General features: G+C 44.8%; 15 protein-coding genes and 4 pseudogenes. 14 read left to right on the forward strand and 5 right to left on the reverse strand.

The features are described 5' to 3' along the window. The first annotated feature begins 192 nt into the window (after positions 1-192). Entirely contained in the window at positions 193-954 is a 762-nt protein-coding gene (gene aadD1 / locus C8268_RS09985; protein ID WP_420094241.1) for an aminoglycoside O-nucleotidyltransferase ANT(4')-Ia, read from the forward strand. Positions 955-1,102: 148 nt separating this feature from the next. On the opposite strand, the pseudogene C8268_RS09990 reads toward aadD1, so the two are convergent. Further along, a pseudogene (locus C8268_RS09990) lies at positions 1,103-1,366 on the reverse strand (site-specific integrase); the annotation flags it as partial. A gap of 104 nt (positions 1,367-1,470) precedes the next feature. Then, a pseudogene (locus tag C8268_RS09995) lies at positions 1,471-1,700 on the reverse strand (cyclic-phosphate processing receiver domain-containing protein); the annotation flags it as partial. Between the two features lie 318 nt (positions 1,701-2,018). Between C8268_RS09995 and C8268_RS10000 the strand changes: the two are divergent. Genes C8268_RS10000 through C8268_RS10010 form a run of 3 tightly spaced genes read left to right on the forward strand, consistent with a single transcriptional unit; the run spans position 2,019 to position 5,646 of the window. Further along, positions 2,019-3,512, forward strand: a complete 1,494-nt coding sequence (locus C8268_RS10000; RefSeq protein WP_106767527.1) for an aminotransferase-like domain-containing protein — start codon at positions 2,019-2,021, stop codon at positions 3,510-3,512. 18 nt (positions 3,513-3,530) lie between these two features. Continuing rightward, positions 3,531-4,469, forward strand: a complete 939-nt coding sequence (locus C8268_RS10005; protein WP_106767528.1) for a D-alanine--D-alanine ligase — start codon at positions 3,531-3,533, stop codon at positions 4,467-4,469. Beyond that, positions 4,462-5,646: an aminotransferase class I/II-fold pyridoxal phosphate-dependent enzyme gene (locus C8268_RS10010; RefSeq protein ID WP_106767529.1), complete on the forward strand. Its 1,185-nt coding sequence runs from the start codon at positions 4,462-4,464 to the stop codon at positions 5,644-5,646. Before C8268_RS10005 ends, C8268_RS10010 begins: the two co-directional genes overlap by 8 nt. 113 nt (positions 5,647-5,759) lie before the next feature. Here the strand turns inward: C8268_RS10010 and C8268_RS10015 are convergent, their stop codons facing one another. Then, positions 5,760-6,092: a nitrous oxide-stimulated promoter family protein gene (locus C8268_RS10015; RefSeq protein ID WP_106767530.1), complete on the reverse strand. Its 333-nt coding sequence runs from the start codon at positions 6,090-6,092 to the stop codon at positions 5,760-5,762. Between the two features lie 197 nt (positions 6,093-6,289). Here C8268_RS10015 and C8268_RS10020 point away from each other — a divergent pair, with 197 nt between their 5' ends. The 6 genes and pseudogenes from C8268_RS10020 to C8268_RS23130 form a co-directional block, all read left to right on the forward strand. After that, positions 6,290-7,093 (forward strand): DUF2935 domain-containing protein, encoded by an 804-nt coding sequence (locus tag C8268_RS10020; RefSeq protein WP_106767531.1) that lies wholly within the window; start codon positions 6,290-6,292, stop codon positions 7,091-7,093. 546 nt (positions 7,094-7,639) lie between these two features. Continuing rightward, positions 7,640-8,335, forward strand: coding sequence for a hypothetical protein (locus C8268_RS10025; RefSeq protein ID WP_106767532.1), 696 nt, complete (start codon positions 7,640-7,642; stop codon positions 8,333-8,335). 14 nt (positions 8,336-8,349) lie between these two features. Continuing rightward, positions 8,350-8,748, forward strand: coding sequence for an NUDIX hydrolase (locus tag C8268_RS10030; RefSeq protein WP_106767533.1), 399 nt, complete (start codon positions 8,350-8,352; stop codon positions 8,746-8,748). Then, positions 8,736-9,647: a DMT family transporter gene (locus C8268_RS10035; RefSeq protein ID WP_106767534.1), complete on the forward strand. Its 912-nt coding sequence runs from the start codon at positions 8,736-8,738 to the stop codon at positions 9,645-9,647. The genes C8268_RS10030 and C8268_RS10035 overlap by 13 nt, the downstream gene beginning before the upstream one ends. A gap of 30 nt (positions 9,648-9,677) precedes the next feature. After that, positions 9,678-10,409, forward strand: a complete 732-nt coding sequence (locus C8268_RS10040; RefSeq protein ID WP_106767535.1) for an HAD family hydrolase — start codon at positions 9,678-9,680, stop codon at positions 10,407-10,409. Then, a pseudogene (locus C8268_RS23130) lies at positions 10,410-10,521 on the forward strand (SDR family NAD(P)-dependent oxidoreductase); the annotation flags it as partial. Here C8268_RS23130 and C8268_RS10050 read toward each other — a convergent pair. Next, positions 10,519-10,899, reverse strand: a complete 381-nt coding sequence (locus C8268_RS10050; RefSeq protein WP_106767536.1) for a winged helix-turn-helix transcriptional regulator — start codon at positions 10,897-10,899, stop codon at positions 10,519-10,521. The pseudogene C8268_RS23130 and the gene C8268_RS10050 sit on opposite strands and share 3 nt — an antisense overlap. 104 nt (positions 10,900-11,003) lie before the next feature. On the opposite strand from C8268_RS10050, the pseudogene C8268_RS10055 reads away from it, so the two are divergent. Together C8268_RS10055 and C8268_RS10060 are read left to right on the forward strand one after the other, a co-directional pair. After that, positions 11,004-11,395, forward strand: a pseudogene (locus tag C8268_RS10055) (RidA family protein). Positions 11,396-11,729: 334 nt separating this feature from the next. Next, positions 11,730-13,985, forward strand: coding sequence for an ATP-binding cassette domain-containing protein (locus tag C8268_RS10060; RefSeq protein ID WP_106767537.1), 2,256 nt, complete (start codon positions 11,730-11,732; stop codon positions 13,983-13,985). Positions 13,986-14,125: 140 nt separating this feature from the next. On the opposite strand, the gene C8268_RS10065 is transcribed toward C8268_RS10060, so the two are convergent. Beyond that, entirely contained in the window at positions 14,126-14,989 is an 864-nt protein-coding gene (locus C8268_RS10065) for an AraC family transcriptional regulator (RefSeq protein ID WP_106767538.1), read from the reverse strand. Positions 14,990-15,146: 157 nt separating this feature from the next. Between C8268_RS10065 and C8268_RS10070 the strand changes: the two genes are divergently transcribed. Then, positions 15,147-16,667: a glycoside hydrolase family 43 protein gene (locus C8268_RS10070; RefSeq protein WP_106767539.1), complete on the forward strand. Its 1,521-nt coding sequence runs from the start codon at positions 15,147-15,149 to the stop codon at positions 16,665-16,667. A gap of 52 nt (positions 16,668-16,719) precedes the next feature. Continuing rightward, complete coding sequence (locus C8268_RS10075; protein ID WP_234032742.1) at positions 16,720-19,635, forward strand: glycoside hydrolase family 3 protein; 2,916 nt, start codon at positions 16,720-16,722, stop codon at positions 19,633-19,635. The last annotated feature ends 548 nt before the right edge of the window (positions 19,636-20,183 follow it).

Raw genomic sequence — 20,183 nt, forward strand, 5'->3', positions numbered from 1 at the left:
TTATGTTAATGTAATGGTAAAGATTGTGAAGAAATGTACTAACGAAGCAGAATAATTGAAGATTAGATGCTATAATTATTATTAAAAGGATTGAAGGATGCTTGGGAAGACGAGTTATTAATAGCTGAATAAGAACAGTGCTCTCCAAATAGTCTTATTTAGAAAATCACATCTGAAGAAGGAATGAGAATAGTGAATGGACCAATAAAAATGACTAGAGAAGATAGAATGAAGATTGTTCATGAAATTAAGGAACGAATCTTGGATAAATATGGGTATGACGTTAAGGCTATTGGTGTTTATGGCTCTCTTGGTCGTCAGACTGATGGTCCCTATTCGGATATTGAGATGATGTGTGTCCTGTCCACAGAGGAAGCAGAGTTCAGCCATGAATGGACAACTGGTGAGTGGAAGGTGGAAGTAAATTTTGATAGCGAAGAGATTCTACTAGATTATGCATCTCAGGTGGAATCTGATTGGCCGCTTACACATGGTCAATTTTTCTCTATTTTGCCGATTTATGATTCAGGTGGATACTTAGAGAAGGTGTATCAAACTGCTAAATCGGTAGAAGCCCAAACGTTCCACGATGCGATTTGTGCCCTTATCGTAGAAGAACTGTTTGAATATGCAGGAAAGTGGCGTAATATTCGTGTGCAAGGACCGACAACATTTCTACCATCCTTGACTGTACAGGTAGCAATGGCAGGTGCCATGTTGATTGGTCTGCATCATCGCATCTGTTATACGACGAGCGCTTCGGTCTTAACTGAAGCAGTTATGCAATCAGATCTTCCTTCAGGTTATGACCATCTATGCCAGTTCGTAATGTCTGGTCAACTTTCCGACTCCGAAAAACTTTTGGAATCGCTAGAGAATTTCTGGAATGGGATTCAGGAGTGGACAGAACGACACGGATATATAGTGGATGTGTCAAAACGCATACCATTTTGAACGATGACCTCTAATAATTGTTAATCATGTTGGTTACATATTTATTAACTTCTCCCGGTATTTAGTAATTATCACGGCTGTCATTGAGATAGCCTTTTTCTTTTTGAACAAACAGGCAGGTTAGTTTAATAAGGCATTGGAGGAACTTTGAACTTTGATAAGGGCTTCTTAACCATCCCACAAAATCAACTAATTCCTCTAATCTAATAAACTTGTAGTCTTTCCCTTTTTCTTCTAAGTGGGTATAAAAATGTTTTAAGGAATAGCAATATGTTTTTTGAGTATTAGGACTTTTTCTTGTCTTATCTAAATACTTTATATATTTCATAACTAGCATTACAGGGAACCCTTCTTGATTAAGTAATATGTATCTCCTGTTGTTATCCTCAATGAAAACTTCTTGCATCCTCATTGCACATCTCTCCTAAAAGATATGGGCATTCGTAATAAGTAGTGGACTGCCCATTCTTTTTCTTTTTCTTACTAAACAATTTGTTCGAATTGTTTAGTATTACTTCATTCGGTATATTTATTTTCGGTAATAGAATAGTGGTAGATTTTAATATCTGAGTCAATGAAACCTCTTCGTTTCGCTCATGTGGTGTTTGATACATTTTCTCTCTACCAACAGGGTTGTCCGTATGAAGATATATTTTGTTTGCCCGTAACCCTTTTTCACAAATATATTTTACTAAGTCATAACCTGTTGGCAATAGATTATCTTGTAGATCTTCTCCTAAATCATCCACATATACATTAATCATAATATTAATTCCTTTCTCCACAATATGTTTCAAATGCGTAGTGAAATAACGGATATTTCAGATTTTCAAAACTATCAAAGAGAATTATTGGATGAAGTAGAGAAAAAATAATTTACAATAAATCAAATTTTGAATAGCGGACCATGAGGTCTGGCGGAGACGTCTGTATTGATCGCTCCAGAAATTTTCCATCACATGGATAAAACACAGAGGAACCACCGAAGGATGAAAAATCCAATACGGTGGTTCTTTTTTTATCTCGTTTCCTATGCCATCATTATTGATGGGGGGCGATGAAGGATGTTTCAGGATTTCAAGCTCGTCGATGACCGTCCGGTCGCGATACAAGTGAAAGAATACGTCAAACGTTTAATTATAAAAGGGGCGCTTCAAGCGGATCAGAAGCTGCCTTCCACACGAGAAATGAGTGGTTTGCTTAAGGTGAGTCGCAATACAATCATTGCAGCCTATGAAGGCTTGGAGGATGACGGATTTACGTATGCGATTCCCGGCAAGGGCAACTATGTGGCCGATATGGTGGGACATTTGGCTGCAGATAACGGAGGAGCTGACGGCTCTGCCGCCTGGCAGATCGACTGGAAGGCAAGAATGAACGAGTATGCCGTATCGGCTGTGGAGCTGGATATTATGAAGCAGGGCATCCGTGCCCAAAAAGGAACCATCTCGTTCACTAGCATTGCTCCGGATGAGCATCTGTTTAATCTGGGCGATGTAAAGCGAGCCTTTATGGATCGGATGGCCATCGAAGGGCAAGTGCTGCTCAACTACGGCTATGCCAAGGGCTACAAGCCGCTGATCGATTACTTGTTGCGTTTTATGGAGAATAAGGGCGTCGATATAAGCGGCAAGGATATGCTGATCACAAGCGGGTTTACAGAAGGCTTCGACATTGTGCTCTCAGCATTACGACCTTCTGGACGTAGCGGAGTAGCAATTTGTGAAAATCCGACCCATCATACTGCGATCAAAAATTTGAAGCTGCAAGGTTTTGAGATTACCGGCATCCCGATGGAGCCCGACGGTATAGACGTGAAGCAGCTAGAGGCGGTATTGCAGAAGTACATAAACCGCTTCGATCTGGCCTATTTGACACCATCCTATCATAATCCGACAGGGATCGTGATGTCGCCGGCGAAGCGCAGTGCCGTAATGAAATTAATGATGCGCTATCAGATTCCGGTGATCGAGGATGGGTTCAACGAGGAGCTGCGCTACTCGGGAGCGCATGTTGCACCATTGATAGCGACAGCAGGGCAAGGGAACGGTGTCATCTATATTGGCAGCCTCTCCAAGGTGCTGTTCCCTGGCTTACGAGTCGGTTGGGTGCTTGGAGATCGGGCACTGATCGACAATCTGGAAAGCATTAAGCGTGCACGCTCCATTCATACATCAACAATCGATCAATCGATTTTGTATCAATATTTGCTTAATGGAAACTTCGATAAATACTTAAAAAAAGCACGCATGGAATATAAGCGCAAGTATGAGCTGACAAAGGCATGCTGTGAAGCGTACCTCCCTGAGGCGCAGTTATCTGGCGATGGGGGACTGCATTTATTTCTTACCTTCCCGTCAGACGTAAACACACATCAGCTGCTAGAAGCTTGCACAGAACAGGGTGTTATTTTTACACCGGGAGATCGATTCTTTCTTCAAGAAGGCGAAGGGACGAATACAATGCGGCTTGGTTTTTCACGAGTAACGGATGAAAATATCGAGCGGGGTATTCAAATCATCGGCAAGCAGGTACGTCGCTTTCTTAAGTCATTTTAAGTAAAATGAGGTGTCATGATGAAGATCGGCGTTATTATGGGAGGTACTTCTTCTGAGCGTGAGATTTCTCTACAGACAGGTCAAGAAATGATCCATCATTTGGATCGCAGTCGGTATGAGGTGGTTCCAATGGTGATCAAGCAGCGAGCAGATTTAATCGCGCAGGTCCAGCAGGCAGGGATCGATCTCGCGCTATTGGCGCTGCATGGCCAATATGGGGAGGATGGCACGGTGCAGGGAGCGCTGGAGACGCTAGGCATTCCATATACAGGCAGCGGTGTTCTGGCAAGCAGCTTGTGCATGAATAAGCAGCTATCCAAGATGCTGCTGAAAGCAGCGGGTTTGCATACACCTATAGGTCTTTGCTGGCAAGGGATGGGCGATTATGATCCTCAGGCGGTAGAGCAGTTGGGTTACCCGGTAATTGTGAAGCCAAATATGGGAGGATCGAGCATTGGCATCCAGCTTGTGCATCATGAGAAGGAACTGGTGTCGGCTGTTCAAGAGGCTTGTAGCTGGGATCAGGCGATCTTGATTGAGCCCTATATTAAAGGAACGGAGCTTACTTGTTCGATTGTGGATGGTGAAGTTTTACCGATTATCGGTATTCGCTCCGCGCATTCGGAGTGGTTCGACTACAAAGCGAAATATGAAGCCGGCGGCGCTGAGGAGAAGGTCATCCAGCTTCCGCCCGTTATTGAGCAGCGTGTGCGCGAAGCGGCGCTTGCCAGCTACCGGCTATTGCAATGTAAAGTCTATGCAAGGGTCGATATGATTTTGTGCCAGGATGTACCTTACGTTTTGGAAGTGAACTCCTTGCCGGGAATGACCGCGGGCAGCCTGCTTCCAAAGAGCGCAGCTGCAGCAGGTATGACTTTTACCCAGCTGCTGGACCGTATTATCGCTAGCTCGCTCCATGAACGGAAACAGGAATGGGGGATGGTGCAATATGGTTAGTGAAGGGGGGACAGAGCGGTTTTTATCCTCGCGTGTACGGGATATTCGGCCTTCGGGAATTCGCGCTTTTTTTGATCTGAATGCAGCAGGCGGAGATACAATCGCCCTTGGAGTTGGAGAACCCGATTTCGTTACACCGGAAAAAGTACGTGAAGCTTGTATCCAGGCTTTGCGCGAAGGGCAGACGAAGTATACCTCCAATGCCGGCTTGATGGAGCTGCGGGAGGAGATTTCAACTTATTTTGCTAGCAGCTTCGCGCTTTCCTACGACCCCGAGCAGGAAATCATCGTGACGGTGGGGAGCAGTGAAGCCGTCGATCTGGCGCTGCGGGCAGTGATCAACCCGGATGATGAGGTGCTAATACCTGCGCCAAGTTATATTGCCTATGAACCAATTACTCAACTGCATGGTGGTAAAGTTGTGGAAGTAGCGGCTACTGCAGAGAATCAGTTCAAACTGACCCCGCAAGCGCTGCAAGCGGTTATTACGCCTCATTCAAAAGTTTTGATGATCAATTATCCGTGTAATCCGACCGGAACAGTGATGACAAAGCAGGATTGGCTGCCGATTGTAGAGCTTATTATCAAGCATAATTTGGTTGTCATTTCGGATGAAGTTTATGCTGAGCTGACTTATGGGAGAAAGCATGTCAGTATCGCCTCCTTACCGGGCATGAAGGAGCGCACGATTGTCATCAGCGGCTTTTCCAAAGCTTTTGCGATGACAGGCTGGCGGGTAGGCTATGCGTGCGGTCCGCGTGAACTGATTGCCGGCATGCTGAAAATTCACCAGTACACAGCCATGTGCGCCCCTACCATTGCACAGATCGCCGCGCTCGAATCATTGCGTCATGGTTTGGCTGCTAAAGATGAGATGATGACGAGCTACAATAAACGCCGTAAGCTGTTTGTAGCTGGTTTAAATGCGATCGGTCTGGCCTGCCACGAGCCTGAGGGGGCCTTCTATGCCTTCCCTTCAATTGCTTCTACTGGCATGTCATCTGAGCAGTTTGCTCTTCGGCTGATGGAGGAGGCGAAGGTGGCAGTTGTACCCGGTCATGTTTTTGGATCAGGCGGTGAGGGCTTTATTCGCTGTTCATATGCAACCTCGCTCATCGATTTGGAGAAGGCGCTGGAGCGGATGGGAAGGTTTATGCAAGTGATGCAGATGGTTTGATGAAAGCTTTCAGCATATAGAAGACATTCGAAAGAGCTTCAACTTTACACTGGAGTGGGGTGAAGCTCTTTTTTTCATGTACCCATTTATGAAAATAACCCTCAATTTTCTATTTATTTCCTTGACTTAACGGGTATGGGGATGTGCTTAATGGACTCAATTGGGTGATATAGCAGTATCCATGGACCTGAGAAACGCATAACATCCTTAATTTTCTGTCGATAATCCTGTTTATAACAATGGATAGGGCAATTGGCACAAGCGGTTTTCTTTTCACCGAATTTACAGAGAGATAGTCTTTTAATAGCATAATCATTTAAGTCCTGACATTCCTCGCAGATCACTTTTTGATGATGCTTTTTCTTACAATAGATACGAATCATTTTTGAAACAATTTCTTTTTCTTTTCGAATTTTAGGACCATCATTCAACTGTCGTTTTGTCATATTTGAAAGCCCCCTTTAATGTGTTGACAATGCACTGTCGCATCAACTATATCATCAATTTGATACGGAAAATTGTGATTTCTTCCACATATCTCAATGGCTTTTAGAGAAGTATCAGTTGCTTATCTTTGTAGAGTTGTTATTATATTTCATTTTCCCTCATAAACCTTTCTTAGAACGAATAAGGAGGTTTTCTTTTGGATCAACCAGCACTTTTTGAGCATCGTTTCTGGCTGCAAATTTTAGGGGATCACGCAAGATTCATTTACAACACGCTTTCACCGAAGGAAACGGAGGATATACAAAAGGCACAGCAATACATTCAAGCTTTTGACCAGCTTCTACATCAAGCGCGAGCTTTGCAATCGGATTCGCAGCTTGGGCCGCTGAATCAGCAAGCCTATGCACTAACGATCAATCTGAGACAATTTAAGCTGAGTATTCTTGAGCGACTTCTCTTGGGGAAAGTTACGATCGCGTTAACACCAACTTTTATAAATCACATGGTCAATGAGCTAGAGGAGTATGTACGTATTTTAAGCTGCTTGCTTGAAGGAAAACCGGTTCCACAATTCGATGCGCTGCATCATGATTTTTTGTGGCTCCCGGACGCAGCAGGTCATGCTGCAGCTATATCCAGCGACTTGGATTTTGTAGAAAAGCGATTGATTAAGAAAAGCATGGCCTTTGAAGAGCACTTTCAGCAATTTTATTTGAAAAGCATCGAAATGATGGGATACATGAGAACCCAGCTTCGAGATTTTCCGGCATTCCGCAGATTTCATATGGACATCGACATGGAGATGAATTTGTTCAGGGCTTTTTTGAAAGAGCTGGAGGACTTAGAGCTTTCGGCCGAAGTGCTAGATCGCATTTCACCTCTTATGCCAGATCATATGATGAGGGAAGAGTGCTATTACTTAATGAAGCTGGCTCAATTAGGCCTGGTACCGGACCCGGAGTGCAATCCCAGTCATCCGAGAATAGAAGAGAGCATTTAACATGCCGCTGTAAAGCGGCTTTTTCAAACCGCAATTATCGACATTGTATGCCAAATGGTTGGTGTATCTAGAATATTCCTAACCTTTCCTTTATGTTCAGCCATACTCATATTTAGCTATCCTTTCTGAATAGTACCTTTCAAAAAAAGTACGTACTATTTTTTTTGCTTTGCTTTCATTTCATGATAGCTTTTAAAATTCGATTATTGAAATTGTATAGAAATTAATTCGATTTTAGTAAAATATATGATATGGTAGATGTTGATCTTCCTTTTTATGGAGGTTATCGTTCAAATCCCGAACATTACTTTGAGTTTTTTGTTATAAAATTTGTCTTTTTAGCTTAATGGACCAGAAGGGATTGGTGTGCTATATATAAAAGATTCCTTGCTGGATATCGTCAATCAAACGTTTGCTGGAAATGCTTCTTTTAATAAACATGATGGGACTATCTATTATTTTCCCTCTGAAGGAAGCAAACCTTTGAACATAATAAGAGGTACTACTTCATTACCATAAAAAATTAAGTTTAAAGGAGCGAGTTCAATGAGCAAAGAAAAAGTAGCTGTATTATTTACTGGTGGTCGTGATTCATCATTAGTAGCATGTCTGGAGGCAGTACAAGGGAAAGAAGTTCATTTATTAACATGTAATAGTGGTATTGGAATTAAAAGTGAGTTATCTGAAATTCGACTAGAGGAATTAAAGAACCGTTTTCCAGAAGAAATTGTCGGACGTACAATATTACCTACATACGGATTATTTAGAAGCATTGCAATTTCAAAACTAGAAGAAGATTTTAAGCGTTGGGGAGTTAACTTAGTATTATTAGGAGATAAATTAGCCATTCATGCAGCTGCTACCGTGTATTGTTTACAAAATGAAATTACTCGCATTGTAGATGGATGCGTAGGTTATCAGAAGGATTTGGCAGAGCAAAAAAGTGTATCTATTGAGATATTAAGAGAATTTGAAGCAGAGTATGGAATCACATATGAGTGCCCTATTTATAATTTTGGTAGTCAAGATGATGTCAAATATGCATTGATGACATTCGGTTTGTCTTCCAAATCATTAGAGGGTGTGTCTGTGTTTGGAGATGCATTCAGCGAGCCTACTGACCAAATGGTAGAAGAATATATGAAAGATAAGCTTTCGATTTGCCACAAGCATGTATCTCTTATGACAAACACAGCGAATATTGTCGAAACATTTAAATATAAACAACATATTTTAGCATAGGAATGGTGGGAATCATGATTCGAAAAATTGGTGCGGCAATTGTTAAGGACGGACAGTTATTAGTAGTTAGCAAAAAAAAATCTCCTGACTATTACATGTTACCTGGGGGTAAGTTAGAAGTCGGGGAAACATATCTAGAGGCACTAGCTAGGGAACTTCAAGAAGAACTTCAATTAGATCTTGTATCAGCTACTTTGCTTGGAAACTATGAAACAACATCTATGTTAGACACAGAATCAATGTTTTTAACAGTATATATCACACAAGTAAAAGGTGAACCGAAACCAGATAACGAAATCGGGACATATAAATGGATTCCTATTGAGACACAAGAGTCGCCATATTTAGGCACAGGTATTACAAAGTTTACATTGCCTGCTCTACGTAAGGAGAAGCAAATATGTCCAGATTAAACCCAACCATGGGAGCATGGGCCGCACTTATTGCAGGCGCTGTGTTTGGGGTAAACTCCAATGTGGTTAAAGCAGCAAATAACACGGGATTGACAACAATGGACTTACTTATCTACCAGTTTGGATTTGCGATTGTTTATTTTACCGGTAGGTTCTTAATTGTTAATAAAGGGATACATACTAAGCTCCCATATACGTCGTTAGTCAAGAATCCTTACAATTGGATAGCAGGGGTTACAACGGTATTAACGGGATTACTTTATTATTCTTCTATCCAAATAACAGATCCTAGTATCGCATCATTAGGCTTGTTTCAATACCCTTGGATACTATTTTTGATGGGGGTTTTGATTAATAAAGAACGAGTGACGGGTAAACACATTTCAGCGGTTATTCTGCTTTGGATGGGAACCCTTTTGTTAATTGGCGGGACATTAGCTCATATAACATTACCAGGATTACTTTTTGGATTTGGAGCAGGTATATCTTTTGCAACAAATTTGTTTAGTTTACAAAAGATAACGGATCATCCGTTTATTAAGGTGTTTATCTTCTTTATCGCCACAATTATTGCTTTAGTCTTCTGTTTGGGACAGTATAGAGAACTGAATCTCTTTACGATTGATGCATTGAAATTTGGGTTTATTACAGCAATTTGGGGGCAGATTGCATCATTTGAACTTCTAGCGTATGCCGCTAAAAATGTTAGCTCCGTTACAATGGCCACATTGACTACGACCGAGTTACCGGTCGCCATGCTATTAACATGGTTTATCTGGGGGCCTTTTCCAGATTTTGTTCGGGTTTCAGGATTAGCAGTCATGGTAATTGCTGTTTTATGGCTCACATTTGAACAATCTCGATCAGTCGCACAATCGTCTCTTCAACAAAAAAGTTAGCTTGTAAAGCTATAGGAGAGGAGGAAGTACATGTTAAAAAATATAAAATTGATACTGTTTGACTTGGATAATACCTTGTTTTCGTTTGAATCGTATTGGACACAAGCAACCATGAATACTTTTTATAGGTCTAACTTAACGAAGCAACTACCGTTTGATGAGTTTTTCTCCCATTACAGATACTATGACCACCATTTTTGGGAATTACACTATCAAGGGCATATTTCTTTGGATGAGGTTAGGCAGCAACGACTTATTCATGCACTAAAACACTTCGATCAGAAAATTGGTATAGAAGAGGCGGATATCTACTTCCGTGACTTTTTTAACAATCTTATTCACCTGTTGGAGCCAAATGAAGAGATAAACGAGTATTTGCGAGAATTAAAGAAAACATACCGGGTTGGTATTATAACAAATGGAAAAGCTAGTGAACAACGGTCGAAATTAGTTAAGTTAAATTTATATGATGTGTTTACTGAGGGGGAAATATTTATCTCAGAAGAGCTTGGGTTTGAAAAGCCCCAACGAGAAGCCTTTCATGTACCGCTATCATATTACGGACTCAAATCAGAACAAACACTGTACATAGGTGATTCGTGGAACAATGATGTAGTCGGAGCAATCAATGCAGGAATGTCTGCCGTATGGATTAATCCAGCGGGAAACAATCCACCAAGTGAGCATAAACCATTATTCATAACGGAGAGCATTATAAAATTTCTCACCTCTATTCTAAAAAACAGCCGTCTCCTGTTGTAGGTAGTTGGCAATGTGAGTATTTATGAAATCATTAAATATGAGGACATCGATGATGAAAAATGGGGCACATACTTTCGTTCTTACTGCAAATGGTCTATCTAAATTTTATTTACTGCTCGTTTAAATGCGCTAGCGGATCTGACGGACCTTTTTTTAATTTGTTTTTTACTCCCCACTCACATAACTCTTCCAAAACGGGTAATAGGGTTTCTGCTTTATCTGTAAGACTGTACTCGACTTTAGGGGGGACTTGAGGATATTCTTTCCGTTTCACCAAACCATCTGCTTCCAGTTCTTTTAATTGTGAACTCAATGTTTTAAAAGTAATAGCTCCTATTTGTCTTTTTAGTTCATTAAAGCGAATCGGTTGGTTTTCTGCTAAAAGGTATATAATGACCATTTTCCATTTACCCCCAATTACCGACATTGTATAGCCAAAAGGTGTATCTTCAATGTTCCTAACTTTTCCTTTATATTCAGCCATACTCATATTTAACTATCCTTTCTGATAGTACCTTTCAAAAAAGTGCGTACTATTTTTTGGTTTGCTTTCATTGTATGCTGATTTTACCTTAAAATGAAGGGGATGGAAATATGGCGAGTATTAAAACCTATAATCATGGAGTTGCATGGGAAGAAGGTAACGGCGTCTCTCAGGCATACGTGTCAACGGAAACATCTACATTTCAGGGCAATTTTCTCACGATATGCAGGGCGCGTTCATTGGAGAGGGCGATATCGAGACTCAAACCCGGCAGACGCTGGATAATCTCGATCGCGTACTAGCGGGATTTGGTGTCACAAAGTCGAATCTCGCTTATGTGGAAATCTATTTGACAAATGCGCAAGAGCATTTCGAACCATGCATCAAGCTGTTTAAGGAATACGTAGGACAACACCGGCCAGCTGGCAGTCTCATCGGCGTGACATATTTGGCGTTCCCTGAGCAACTTATCGAAATCAGCGCCGTCGCGCACACGGACTAACTCGGTTACCGACTGTCGGACTTTCCAAAAAGCTCGGATGATTGGCAAAATGAAATAATTGAAGAAGACTAAATTAGTTGGTACAATAGTTGAACCCTGTTTTTCCCGAGTCAACATAAACCGGCTGCAACTACATGCAGCCGGTTTATGTTGACTTCGAACATTTGACGATTTTTTGTCGTAATCTACGAATACACCCTAAGCCTTCGAAAAACCTATTCTATGAATTCCCTGGTTAAAGCAATGACAGATGCAAGTTTGAACTGCCCGACTCTTTAAGAAGAACGGTACAATGTGAAACTGAGTAAAAAAAATGATCGGAAGGATGTATTTCATGAGTGAATCTAATCAAGAATATATCGTCATCTCCGCTGCGAGGGAAAACAATCTCAAAAACGTATCCTTGCGCATTCCTAAGCGGAAGATTACGATTTTCACCGGAGTGTCCGGGTCCGGCAAGTCATCTATTGTCTTCGATACGATTGCCGCAGAATCCACGCGTTTGCTAAATGAAAACTTCAGCATGTTCGTACGTACTTTCCTGCCTAGCTATCCGCAACCGGATGCGGACGCGATCGAGAACCTGAGCATGGCTGTTATTGTGGACCAGAAGCGACTAGGCGGCGGCTCCCACTCCACAATGGGCACGATTACCGATATTTCGCCCATTCTCCGTCTGCTCTTTTCCCGCATAGGCCAGCCTCATGTTGGCGAAGCGCATATGTTTTCGTTTAACGATCCGCAGGGCATGTGTCCCGAATGTAACGGGCTCGGTCGCAAATTAGGTGTTAACGTGAGCAAGGCGCTAGACATGTCAAAGTCGCTCCAGGAAGGAGCCATTATGTTGCCGGACTATACGGTGGGCGGATGGGATTGGAATTTGATCGTCCAGTCAGGGTCCTTTGATCCCAATAAGAAGCTGTGCGATTATTCAGATGAAGACCTCGAACAACTGCTGTATGGAAAAGCGAGGAAAGTAAAGATGGACTTCGCCGGGAAGGAAACAAACATTACAGTGGAAGGCGTCATCGAAAAGTTCACTAACAAATATATCAGGCAGGATATAAAGACGAAGTCCGAGCGCACACAAAAAGCGGTTGCACCCTACATTTCCGAGGGTCCCTGCTCTAGTTGCCACGGTGCGAGACTCAATCAAACTACGCTTAGCTGCAAAATCAATGGACTCAACATTGCGGAAATGTCCTCCATGGAGGTTGGCCAGCTCATTCGCGTCATTCAGGAGATTGACGATTCTGTCGCTGCGCCGATCGTTAAATCACTGACAGAGCGTCTGCAGCATCTTGTTGACATTGGACTTGACTATTTGACGCTGGATCGTGAGACGGATACATTGTCCGGCGGCGAGTCGCAGCGGGTCAAGATGGTGAAGCACCTGAGCGGAAGTCTAGTGGATGTCACTTATATCTTTGATGAGCCTAGCGTTGGCTTGCATCCCCGTGATGTACATCGATTAAACGAATTGCTTCAGAAGCTGCGCGACAAAGGTAATACCGTAATCGTCGTTGAGCATGATCCCGATGTGATCAAAGTGGCAGATCATATTGTTGACATCGGGCCTTACGCGGGTAGCCGCGGCGGTACCATCGTGTATGAAGGAAGTTACCAAGGACTGCTGAAGGCAGATACTTTAACAGGAACCCATATGAAACGACAGCTTCAATTGAAGCAAGATTGCAGGCGGCCAACCGGAAAACTGCCTGTCAAGGATGCCACACTGCACAACCTGCGAAACGTGAGTGTAGATATACCAACCGGAGTGCTGAGCGTGGTTACTGGTGTCGCCGGCTCAGGCAAAAGCACGCTCATTAACGAAGTATTTCTCAGCCAGCATCCGGATGCAATCGTCATCGACCAATCGGCGGTAGGAGTGTCAACACGCTCGAATCCTGCGACCTACACGGGCATTATGGATAACGTGCGCAAAGCGTTTGCTTCCGCGAATAAGGTAAGCCCAAGTTTGTTCAGCTTCAACTCCAAGGGGGCGTGTGAGAACTGCCAAGGCCTAGGAGTTGTGTATACAGACCTTGCATTCCTTGAAAGCGTGAAGCTGCCATGCGAAGTATGCGAAGGTAAACGGTTCAAGGAAGAAGTGCTCACATATAAGCTAAACGACAAGTCGATTGCAGAGGTGTTGGAGATGACGGTGGAGCAGGCATTGGATTTTTTTCAGCAAAAAGAGGTTGTCCGCAAGCTCCAAGCGATGAGTGATGTTGGACTGAACTATATTACACTTGGCCAGCCGCTTAGTACACTTTCGGGTGGGGAATGCCAGCGCATCAAGCTAGCAAGCGAGCTGCATAAGAAGGGTAGCATCTATGTGATGGACGAGCCGACAACCGGCCTTCATATGTCAGATATTGGACACCTTTTGAAAATCATGAACCGCCTCGTAGACGCCGGCAATACAGTAATTGTCATCGAGCACAACCTCGATGTGATCAGCCAAGCGGATTGGATCATCGATATGGGACCGGACGGAGGCAGCAAGGGCGGCCAGGTAGTGTTCGAGGGAACTCCTTCACAGATCATTCATGCCGAGCAGTCGATTACAGGAAAATACTTGAATTAGTTTCCTAGTACGTGAAAACTTATTGATGTAATGTTGGCGTAATTTCTTAGTATGACAAGAAAAACTTTTGCAAGCTAGAACTTACGTATACTCAAAAAAGGCTGCCAATTGCATTGGCAGCCTTTCGCTTCATTTTTGGATTACCGATTCTTCCGGTACATTTTAGGGGACATGCCAAAAGCTTTGGTGAACTGCCGCGTAAAATAGTTGCTGTCATTGAATCCGCTTTCAAAGGAAACCTCTGAAATCGGAAGGCTTGTAGTTTTCAGTAATCTGCATGCGTGTTCCAAGCGAAGTTGCTGGAGATAGGCAAAAGGTGTCGTTTGGTAATAGGATTGAAAAATCCGATTCAAGTGCCTGATGGAAATATTCGATTTGGCTGCAATGTCTTCACGAGATAGTGGATGCAGATAGTTATCCTCCATAAAAGAAATAGCTTTTGCCAAATGCATCAGATTGCCTTCTGCACCTTGTCGCTCCTGCTTCTCATACTGCCTCGATAATTGGACGACGAGCTCCATAAAACGTGAACGCAGAATCGTCTCATAACCCTGAAGCTTGTTCGTGAATTCCTCAATCATGAAATCAACGACGGACGATACATAATCCAAACTTGAAATCGGTAAGCTCATTTTGCCTAAGGAATGATTAATATTTCGGTAATGCGGTTCCAATACGAAAAGTGCCTGATATCCGTTCGATCTTCTCAACTCTGGACCTGCCGATTCCAGCATGTCGGGCTTATACATGATGTTGCAAATCCGAAACTCATCAGGATCTTTGTATCCATGAGAGGTTGTCCCGTTAATGACAAATACGTCCCCCTTCTTGATAAACGATTTTTCTGCATTCACGATATGCGTAGCATTACCATGCAAAACAATGACGAGTTCTGAAAAATCCACATGATGATGTACGTGCATGTCTTCTTCATGCCCGCCATACTGAATATAAAACTTAAACTCATCATCGCCTGTAAACCAATCCAGTTGAAAGCTTTCCATTCAGATTCTCCTTCAAAACATGGTTTGTCATGCAAATTGTCCTTATTATGCTATTTTTAGACCTTAAAATCAAGGTGTAGGGACAAAACACTCAATATAATAGTAGCTGATAAGTACAATTTCAAAAACTATTATAATCGATAAGGAGAACTCGAATATGTATTATTCCAATCCTGTTATCAGCGGTTTTCATCCTGACCCCAGCGTTTGCCGTGTCGGAGAAGACTACTATCTCGTGACCAGTTCGTTTGAATACTTCCCGGGCGTGCCTTTATTTCACAGTAAAGATCTGGTCAACTGGAAGCAGGTCGGTCACGTCCTAACGAAGACGGAACAACTGGACCTTAAAAACGCGGGAAGTTCAGGCGGTATTTATGCTCCAACGATCCGTTATCATAACGGAGTGTTCTACATGACCACCACCAACGTATCGAGCGGCGGCAATTTTTATGTACATACGGACGATCCGCTCGGGACGTGGTCCGACCCTATTTATGTGGATCAGCCGGGCATCGATCCGGATCTGTTCTTTGACGAGGACGGAACCGTCTATTACACGACTTCTTATGACGCTTCTGGACAAGGAGCTTACCAGAGCCGAATTGATGTGAAGACAGGAAAGCGTCTTTCGGACGTTACCTTGGTGTGGAAAGGGACCGGAGGGAAATACCCAGAGGCTCCGCACCTCTATCGGATCGGAGATTGGTATTACCTCATGATATCTGAAGGCGGCACAGAATACGCTCATATGGTTACCGTTGCACGGAGCAAAAAGCCGGATGGTCCGTTCGAGAGCTGTCCGTATAACCCGATCTTGTCGCATCGAAGTCTGCTGAATTCCATTCAAGCAACGGGGCACGCCGACTTGGTCCAGACGCTGGATGGCAACTGGTGGGCCGTATTCCTTGGGATTCGACCTATCGGCTATCCTCCACATCATCATCTTGGCCGGGAAACGTTTCTGGCGCCGGTCAGCTGGACGGATGACGGTTGGCCGATCATCGGTGATAACGGGACCGTTAGCGAAACAATGCCAGCGGGTAATCTGCCGCTGCAAGCAAAACCCGCCCCCCAAGTAAGGGACGATTTCAATGGCACAACGCTTGCTTCATATTGGACATTTTTGCGTTCACCGATTCCTGAGAATTGGTCGCTTTCGGATAAAAGCGGTAGTCTGACGCTTTATGGCTCTCCTGTTACGCTGAATGAAGCGAGCTCTCCGGCCTTCGTCGGAAGAAGGCAGCAGCATTTTGATTGCCGAGTCGCAACCCACTTAACGTTTGCACCGCAGCAGGACGGTGAAGAAGCGGGCATTACCGTGTTTATGAACGAACGTTTTCATTATGAAATGGCGGTAACTCGGATCGCTGGCGAGCGTAAGCTCATCTTCCGCAGAAGATTAGGTACCCTATGGAAGATCGAGAACGAGATTCCATGGTCGTCCGACTCTGTCATTCTGACGATTCAGGCAGACAAAACCGACTATGTCTTCGGATTTTCTGAAAGCGGCAAAGAGCCGTTTTGGTTTGGTAAAGGGGAATGCGGACTGTTGGCCACGGAAGTGGCAGGTGGATTTACGGGAGTGTTTATCGCCATGTATGCGACAGGTAACGGTATGCGTTCAATATCGCCTGCTCATTTTGACTGGTTCGATTATCAAGCTTCCGATGTAGAGTAGGGCGTTATGAGGAAAGCTTGTAAGCTAAAAAAAGATGGAGGAGAGTGATACAATGGCGGCTGACATCATGACATACCCGTACCGTAACCCCGATCTACCGCTCGAGGACCGCATTAATGATTTGATATCGCGCCTGACGCTGGATGAAAAAATCGGTTTGATGCCACAGTATCAAATCGCCGTCGAGCGGCTTGGCATTTCAGCATATAAGCATGGTACGGAAGCTGCTCATGGCATATCATGGCTTGGAGAGGCTACAAGCTACCCGCAGCCAATTGGCTTGGCCTGCACGTGGGATAAAGAACTTTTGAAACGGATCGGCAGTGCAATCGGTGACGAAGCGCGAGGGTTTTATAAGCGAAACCCGACACAGAATGGTCTGACACTGTGGGCCCCAACAGTCGATATGGAGCGAGACCCGCGCTGGGGTCGGACAGAAGAAGCCTATGGGGAAGATCCTGTGCTTGCTGGCAAACTGACAGCGGCATTGACGCAAGGCATTCAAGGCGATCATCCGTTCTACATGAAAGCGGTTGCGACGCTGAAGCATTTTATCGGCAACAACAACGAAGTGGACAGGGGAGAAGCTTCCGTCAGCCTTGATCCGCGAAATCTGCGCGAATATTACCTAAAGGCGTTTGAAATTCCGTTTAAGGAAGGCGGCGCCATGTCGATGATGACAGCGTATAACGCGATAAACGGTGTGCCGGCGAACCTTAGCCGTGATGTGATTGACATCGTCAAGCACGAGTGGGGAATGAACGGCTTTGTAGTCAGCGACGCATTCGACGTCACGGGAACCGTGCGGGATCATCATTATGTGGAGACATTGCAGGAGGCTGTGGCACGGTCGATCCGTGAGGGCGGCATCGATAGCATTACGGATGAAGCTGACGTGGTGACAGAGGCGATTCGCTTGGCACTCGCTGACGGGCTTTTGACAGAAAACGACCTCGATATCGCACTGCGCAACACTTTCCGCGTCCGGTTTCGGCTCGGGGAGTTCGACCCTGTCGATCGGAATCCATATGCCGTACTGGACGAAACCGCGATCCTCAAGCCGGCACACGCAGAGCTGGCGCGAGAGGCTGCCCAAAAGGCCGTTGTATTGCTCAAAAATGATGACGGCGTACTGCCGCTTCAGGCGGACAAGCTGAGCAAGGTCGCTGTAATTGGACCGCTCGCTGATATCGTTTACAGCGATTGGTACAGCGGTACCATGCCTTATTCCATCACTCCGCTGCAGGGGATCCGGGATCGGCTTGCGGCTGCCGGAGTCGGTGCACAGACGATATACTCCGGGGGTAACGACCGTATTCGTCTGAAATCAGTCCGCAACGGGCGCTATGTTCGAATCGGTGATGATGACAGGGCGACGCTGACCGCTACCGCTGATACGGCAGAAGACGGTGACGTGTTTGAGGTAACAGATTGGGGCTGGGGAAGCCACACGCTGATCGCGGAGCGCAATGGCGGTTATCTAACGACGGACGATAAGACCGTGCAGGCATCGGCCGATCGGATCTGGGAATGGTTTACGAAGGAAGTGTTTAAGATTCGACAAGTCGATTCCAATCCATCGCTCTCATCCATCTCGACTTGGAACGATACACCGGTGACCATTGATGATGAAACGGGAGCGCTGTTTGTTGGCGACGGATGCGCTGCTGAAACCGCCAATACGATTAATGTAGGCGGGGCAGCGGAAGTGGGCCGTATCTCGCTTGAAACTCCAGCCGAATCGTTTGCACTCGACTGCGTGACAAACGGTGTGGATGCGGCCGTCCAAGCGGCAAGCGATGCAGATGCGGCGATCGTGTTTGTCGGCAACCATCCGCTGATCAACGGCAAAGAGACGATAGATCGGCCTGATATTACATTGGCCGCTGCACAGGAAAAATTAGTCCTGGAGGTACTCAAAGCCAATCCCAATACCGTCGTGGTTGTCGTTGGCAGTTACCCGTTCGCCTTGAACGCTTTAGAGGAACACGTACCGGCTATTCTGTATACATCCCATGCTGGGCAGGAGCTTGGTCGTGCCGTTGCGGATATACTGTTCGGTGAAATTAATCCGGCAGGTCGTGTGAACATGACCTGGTACAAGTCCAGTGATCAGCTGCCGGCCTTTATGGATTACGACATCATTCAAGGGGGCCGAACGTACCAATATTTTGAGGGCGAGCCTTTATATCCGTTCGGACACGGACTTTCATACAGCGACTTTCGGTACGAGGACCTGCGGCTGTCCGCAAGCCAGGTGGAAGCTGGAAGAGATACGGCTGTCGAACTGTCTTGCCGTGTCACTAACATAAGCGAACGGGCTGGCGAAGAAGTCGTGCAACTCTACGTTAGGTTGGGGGACTCCCGCGTGAAGCGCCCGCGTCTGCAGCTGGCAGATTTCCAGCGGATTGCGCTGATGCCCGGCGAAACGGCAGACGTAACGTTCCGCCTGCCGCTCGAATCGCTCAGCATCTGGGATGTGACGCGCGAGCGATTCTGCATTGAAAGCGGCGAGTACACCGTCCTGATCGGCTCGTCTTCCAATGATTTACGCCTGGAAGGTCGCCTCATGGTCGTCGGCGAGACTATACCTCCGCGTAACTTGAAACGGGTGACACGGGCCGCCAACTACGACGCTTACGAAGGCATCTTTCTAGGTGAATGCACCAAGGGAGGGAGTGCGGCGATCGTAAGCGGTGAGGCAGGATGGCTTGCGTTCCGAGATGCGGAGCTTGGCGAGGGCATCTTCGGGATTGAACTTAGGGCCGCCAACACAGAGGAGGCAATCATCGAAGTTCGGTTGGACGAACCAGATGGTCCGCTCGCTGGCAGATGTGTGATTCCGGCCGGTGGTAAGCAAAACTGGAGGAGTTTTTCATTTGGACTGACGGCCGCATCTGGCCGACGTGATGTGTACCTAATCTTAAGAGGAGCCGTATCATTAAGCTGGTTCAGAATGATGGCGTGAAGTCTATAAGAAGATATAATATATGTATTAAGTGGATATCCATTTATTTATTATTATAACTGAAGAGTTGCCAGGGCCGTGCCGTTGGTTTGGAAGCATACCAGGTTTATCGCTATAAGGATCGCTGAGTCCCTTTGGACGATGCGGTTGTGATTGTATTAGAGAAAGAGCTTGAACTTATGACCGTGAGTTCAAGCTCTTTTGTTCATATAGAAGGGGGATTTTTTCTGGAGCTTAAAGCAAGTAATGGAGCACCAAAGAACAGAATTAAGGCTGGATGCCCGCTAGCTTAGTTTGTTTTTTGCTGATCTGAGGTTTCTCTTTCTAACATGTCTATCTCAAGTGACCACTTATCCTTAGTATCTAGTAGCAACTGAGTGATAGATGGAGAAAAAGCATTTTTATTTACTTCTAGCTCTTTTATGAACTTTTTGCGCTCTTTCTTCAGACGTTCGACAAAGTTATTATTTACGATATCAGTTTTGTCACATAGAATACAATAGATCAGTGAAAATTCCCGTTATATAAAAATATATAACAAAGGTAAG

The sequence above is a fragment of the Paenibacillus faecalis genome (assembly GCF_900289175.1).
In the GTDB taxonomy this organism is placed as follows: Bacteria; Bacillota; Bacilli; order Paenibacillales; family Paenibacillaceae; genus Paenibacillus_AQ; species Paenibacillus_AQ faecalis.

Bases quoted from the DNA above. Each gene is read 5' to 3' on its own strand.
- C8268_RS10005 (WP_106767528.1), top strand. From the start codon at position 3,531: ATGAAGATCGGCGTTATTATGGGAGGTACTTCTTCTGAGCGTGAGATT.
- C8268_RS10025 (WP_106767532.1), top strand. From the start codon at position 7,640: ATGAGCAAAGAAAAAGTAGCTGTATTATTTACTGGTGGTCGTGATTCA.
- C8268_RS10050 (WP_106767536.1), bottom strand. From the start codon at position 10,899: ATGAGTATGGCTGAATATAAAGGAAAAGTTAGGAACATTGAAGATACA.
- C8268_RS10000 (WP_106767527.1), top strand. From the start codon at position 2,019: ATGTTTCAGGATTTCAAGCTCGTCGATGACCGTCCGGTCGCGATACAA.
- C8268_RS10030 (WP_106767533.1), top strand. From the start codon at position 8,350: ATGATTCGAAAAATTGGTGCGGCAATTGTTAAGGACGGACAGTTATTA.
- C8268_RS10035 (WP_106767534.1), top strand. From the start codon at position 8,736: ATGTCCAGATTAAACCCAACCATGGGAGCATGGGCCGCACTTATTGCA.
- C8268_RS10015 (WP_106767530.1), bottom strand. From the start codon at position 6,092: ATGACAAAACGACAGTTGAATGATGGTCCTAAAATTCGAAAAGAAAAA.
- C8268_RS10075 (WP_234032742.1), top strand. From the start codon at position 16,720: ATGGCGGCTGACATCATGACATACCCGTACCGTAACCCCGATCTACCG.
- C8268_RS10060 (WP_106767537.1), top strand. From the start codon at position 11,730: ATGAGTGAATCTAATCAAGAATATATCGTCATCTCCGCTGCGAGGGAA.
- C8268_RS10010 (WP_106767529.1), top strand. From the start codon at position 4,462: ATGGTTAGTGAAGGGGGGACAGAGCGGTTTTTATCCTCGCGTGTACGG.
- C8268_RS10065 (WP_106767538.1), bottom strand. From the start codon at position 14,989: ATGGAAAGCTTTCAACTGGATTGGTTTACAGGCGATGATGAGTTTAAG.
- C8268_RS10040 (WP_106767535.1), top strand. From the start codon at position 9,678: ATGTTAAAAAATATAAAATTGATACTGTTTGACTTGGATAATACCTTG.
- C8268_RS10070 (WP_106767539.1), top strand. From the start codon at position 15,147: ATGTATTATTCCAATCCTGTTATCAGCGGTTTTCATCCTGACCCCAGC.